Raw genomic sequence first — 4021 nt, 5'->3', positions numbered from 1 at the left:
TCCGCCGTCCGGGGGGGGGCGGCGGCGACACACCGCCGCCCACCCCGGCCGGCCCCTGCCCGCGCGGCGGAGCCTTCACGGGCCGACCGACGCGCCGGGCGACGCCGGCGCCGCGGCACCGAACGCCTCCTGGCCCCCTCGACCCCCGCCCGCCCCCGTGGCAGCATCGGCGGCGGACAGCGGGCTTGGGCGGCAGGCGGGAGCGCGAGGTGGCAGGCGAGTTCGACGTCGTGGTGGTGGGCGGCGGGATCGTCGGCCTGGCCACCGCCCACGCGCTGACCAAGGCCCGGCCCGGCCTGCGGCTCGCCGTACTGGAGAAGGAACCCGGCTTCGCGGCGCACCAGACCGGGCGCAACAGCGGGGTGATCCACAGCGGCGTCTACTACCGCCCCGGCTCGTACAAGGCCCGCTTCGCCGTCGCGGGCGCCGCCGAGCTGGTGGAGTTCTGCCGCGAGCACGGCGTCCCGTACGAGGTGACCGGCAAGCTGATCGTGGCCACCGACGCCGCCGAGCTGCCCCGGCTGGCCGCGCTCGCCGGGCGGGGGCGGGCGAACGGAATCCCGGTGACCGAGCTGGACCGGGCCGGGATCGCCCGGTACGAGCCGGAGGTCGCCGGCCTGGCGGGGCTGCACGTCGCGACGACCGGCATCTGCGACTTCCCGGCGGTCGCGACGGCGTACGCCCGGCTGGCCCGGGAGGCCGGCGCCGACCTGCGGCCCGGCACGGAGGTGCGGACGGTGGCCAGACGCAGGGACGCCGTGACGGTCGGCACCGCGGACGGGGAGCTGCGCGCCCGGGTGCTGGTGAACTGCGCCGGACTGCACAGCGACCGGATCGCCCGGCTGGCCGGGGACGACCCCGGGGTGCGGATCGTGCCGTTCCGCGGCGAGTACTACGAACTCACCGCGGAGCGAAGGGAGCTGGTGCGCGGCCTGGTCTACCCCGTGCCGGACCCGGCCTTCCCCTTCCTCGGCGTGCACCTCACCCGGGGCGTCCACGGGGACGTCCACGTCGGCCCGAACGCGGTGCCCGCGCTGGCCCGCGAGGGCTACGACCGGCGCACCGTCCGCCCGCGCGACCTCGCCGACACCCTCGCCTTCCCCGGCACCTGGCGGATCCTGCGCCGGCACTGGCGCCAGGAAGTCGGCGAACTGCACCGCTCGCTCTCCAAGCGGGCGTTCACCGCGGCCGTCCAGCGCCTGCTGCCCGCGGTGACCGCCGCCGACCTGGTGCCGACCGCCGCCGGGGTCCGGGCCCAGGCGGTGGCCCGGGACGGCTCGCTGCTGGACGACTTCGCGTTCGCCGGCTTCGACCCGGACGACCCGGGCTCCCCGCGCCGCACCGTCCACGTGCTGAACGCGCCGTCCCCCGCCGCGACGGCCTCGCTGCCGATCGGCCGGGAGGTGGCCCGCCGGGCGCTGGCCGCCCTGGAGGCGGGCGGATGAGCCCCGTCACACACCTCGGCGGGCGCCCCGCCCGGCCCCGTAGACTCGGGGGATTGTGACTGCCACCGCCCCGATCCCCCAGCAATCGCCGTCCGCCCGGATGTCCGCCGCGCCGGCCGCCTACCCCGCGCCGATGTACCCGCACAAGGCCACCGAGGCCCAGCACCGCGAGCGGCGCATCCGCAGCTTCCAGCCGCGCCGGGGCCGGATGACCAACGCCCAGGCGGGCGCCCTGGACCGCGGCTGGGAGACGTACGGCATCGCCATCGACGGCAGCCCGCTGGACCTGCGGGAACTGTTCGGCGGCCTGCCGGTCACCCTGGAGATCGGCTTCGGCATGGGCGAGACCACCGCCGCGATGGCCGCCGCCGACCCGTCCATGGGCATCCTCGCCGCCGACGTGCACACCCCCGGCCACGGCAACCTGCTCGGCCTGCTGGAGCGCGACGGCTCGCAGAACGTGCGGCTGGCCGCCGGTGACGCGGTCATCCTGCTGCGCGACATGCTGCCGGACGCCTCGCTGGCCGGACTGCGGGTCTACTTCGCCGACCCGTGGCCCAAGCCGAAGCACCACAAGCGCCGGCTGATCCAGCCGTCCTTCCTCGACCTGGTGCTCCCCCGGCTCGCCCCCGGCGCCCTGGTGCACTGCGCGACCGACTGGGAGCCGTACGCGGAGCAGATGCTGGCCGTGCTGTCCGCCTCGCCGGAGCTGGAGAACCTGCACCCCGAGGGCGACGGCAGCGGCTGGCTGGAGCCCGCGGACCACCCGGACGGCAGCATCCCCGGTTACGCGCCGCGACCGGCCTGGCGGCCCGTCACCAAGTTCGAGCGCGCCGGGATCGCCAAGGGCCACGTGGTCCACGACCTGCTGTTCCGCCGCCGCTGAACCGCCGGCCGCCGTTCGAACGGGCGGCGGCCCGCTGAGCGGTCCGGGGCGCGGCCCGCGAGCGGTTCGTCCCGACTCCTCCCGACGGACGGGCGCCGTGGCCTACCCTGAGCCGCATGGGCAGCCCGTCCGGCGGCGGGTTCCGGACGTCCGCCCGTGCCGCCGCCGACGCACCGGGGACGGTCCAGCGCACCGGTGACACCCGGACCATCCCGGGGCCCCGGGAGCGCCGGGCCCGTCGGCTGCTGCCCCGGCCGACCGGATCACCACCCGCCACCGCCGCGCCCGCGGCCGCCGGTTCCACCGCGGCCGTCGGCTTCCGCCGGCCGGGGGAGCCCGTACGCCCCGCCGGGACCGCCGTACGCTCCGCCGGGACCGCCGGGCCGCCCGGCCGAGCAGGAGGGATGGCGCTGCCCGCCGTCACCGCCACCGCCGTGCTGACCCTGGTCGGCTGCGGGGTGCTGATCCTGCACCTGGTCCAGCGGCAGACCGGCACGGTCGGACTGCTGGTCGGCCTCGGCCTGGCGATGGTGCCGCTGCCCTTCGTGCTCGGCGGCCTGGCCTGGCTCAACCTCACCGCCCGGGTGCCGCTGCGGCACACCGTGTTCTGCCTCGGCTGGGGCGCCTGCGCGGCCACCACGATTGCGATCCTCGCCAACAACTGGACCGCCGACTACCTGACCGCGCACCCGGGCCCGCTCGGGCGGCTGCTCGGCACCGGGATCGCCACCCCGCTGATCGAGGAGAGCGCCAAGGCCACCGCCCTGCTGGTGCTGCTGCTGCCGCTCGGCCGACGGCTGTCCTGCCGCGGCCGCCGCACCGGCCGCCCCTGCGCGCCACTGCTGCACCGGCCCCCCGCGCCGGGGCGCACCCGCCCCTACCAGCGCCGCCCGGCCGGGCCGCACGCCCGGAGCCGACTGGGGCTCCGCCCGTACCTGCGGCCGCTGCCGTACCTCCGCCCGGCCCCGCCCTCCCCCGGCACCCCGCACCGCCGCTCCCGGCCCCGCACCCTGGCCGCCGGGGTGGTGCTCGGCGGGATGACGGCCTGCGGCTTCGCCTTCGTCGAGAACGCCCTCTACCTGGGCCGGGCCTTCACCACCGACCAGCGGAACCGGCTCGACAGCATCGGCCTGGGCGACCGGCCCAGCCTGCGGGACTTCGACAGCACCGTGCAGACCTTCGTGCTGCGCGCCCTGCTCTCCCCCTTCGCCCATCCGCTGTTCACCGCGCTCACCGGGATCGGCCTGGCCGTCGCCCTGACCACCGGGCGGCGCTGGCTGGCCCGGCTGGCCGCACCCGGCGGCCTGCTGCTGGCGATGGTGCTGCACGGGACCTGGAACGCCGCGGCCGACCTCGGGACGGACGGGTTCCTGATGGTCTACGGGATGCTGATGGTGCCCTGCTTCGCCGCGCTGGTCTGCTTCGCCGCCTGGGCGAGGTCCCGCGCCGCCCGGCACGCCCCACGGCACGGGCGACCGCCCGCGGGAGCGCCCTGAGGCCGCGCGCCGAGGCCCCGCCCGGAGCCGCCAGGAGAACCGATTTCCCATATCCGCGACTTCCCCGTATCGTTGTGTTCACCGACGCGGGGTGGAGCAGCTCGGTAGCTCGCTGGGCTCATAACCCAGAGGTCGCAGGTTCAAATCCTGTCCCCGCTACTCAGTAGCCGAAGGGCCCGGAGGATTCTTCCTCC

The 4021-nt window shown here is 76.9% G+C and carries 3 protein-coding genes and 1 tRNA gene; all 4 read left to right on the top strand.

The features are described 5' to 3' along the window. Positions 1-209 precede the first annotated feature (209 nt). The 4 genes from lhgD (at position 210) to ABT247_RS32300 (ending at position 3986) form a co-directional block, all read left to right on the top strand. Positions 210-1445 (top strand): L-2-hydroxyglutarate dehydrogenase, encoded by a 1236-nt coding sequence (gene lhgD / locus ABT247_RS32315; protein ID WP_350749918.1) that lies wholly within the window; start codon positions 210-212, stop codon positions 1443-1445. 100 nt (positions 1446-1545) lie between these two features. After that, positions 1546-2331, top strand: a complete 786-nt coding sequence (gene trmB, locus ABT247_RS32310) for a tRNA (guanosine(46)-N7)-methyltransferase TrmB (protein ID WP_392896060.1) — start codon at positions 1546-1548, stop codon at positions 2329-2331. A gap of 116 nt (positions 2332-2447) precedes the next feature. After that, positions 2448-3827 carry a PrsW family intramembrane metalloprotease gene (locus ABT247_RS32305; RefSeq protein WP_350749914.1) on the top strand — a complete coding sequence of 460 codons (1380 nt, stop codon included), beginning with the start codon at positions 2448-2450 and terminating at the stop codon, positions 3825-3827. Between the two features lie 85 nt (positions 3828-3912). Then, a tRNA-Met gene (locus tag ABT247_RS32300) sits at positions 3913-3986 on the top strand. Positions 3987-4021: the final 35 nt, after the last annotated feature.

Origin of the sequence: Kitasatospora sp. NPDC001539 (assembly GCF_040298565.1) — a bacterium.
GTDB lineage: Bacteria > Actinomycetota > Actinomycetes > Streptomycetales > Streptomycetaceae > Kitasatospora.
The sequence above is the reverse complement of the archived record's forward strand: the minus strand, read 5'-3'. Positions and strand labels throughout refer to the sequence as shown.

Coding starts and splice junctions, on each gene's coding strand:
- ABT247_RS32305 (WP_350749914.1), top strand. CDS start 2,448: ATGGGCAGCCCGTCCGGCGGCGGGTTCCGGACGTCCGCCCGTGCCGCC.
- trmB (WP_392896060.1), top strand. CDS start 1,546: ATGTCCGCCGCGCCGGCCGCCTACCCCGCGCCGATGTACCCGCACAAG.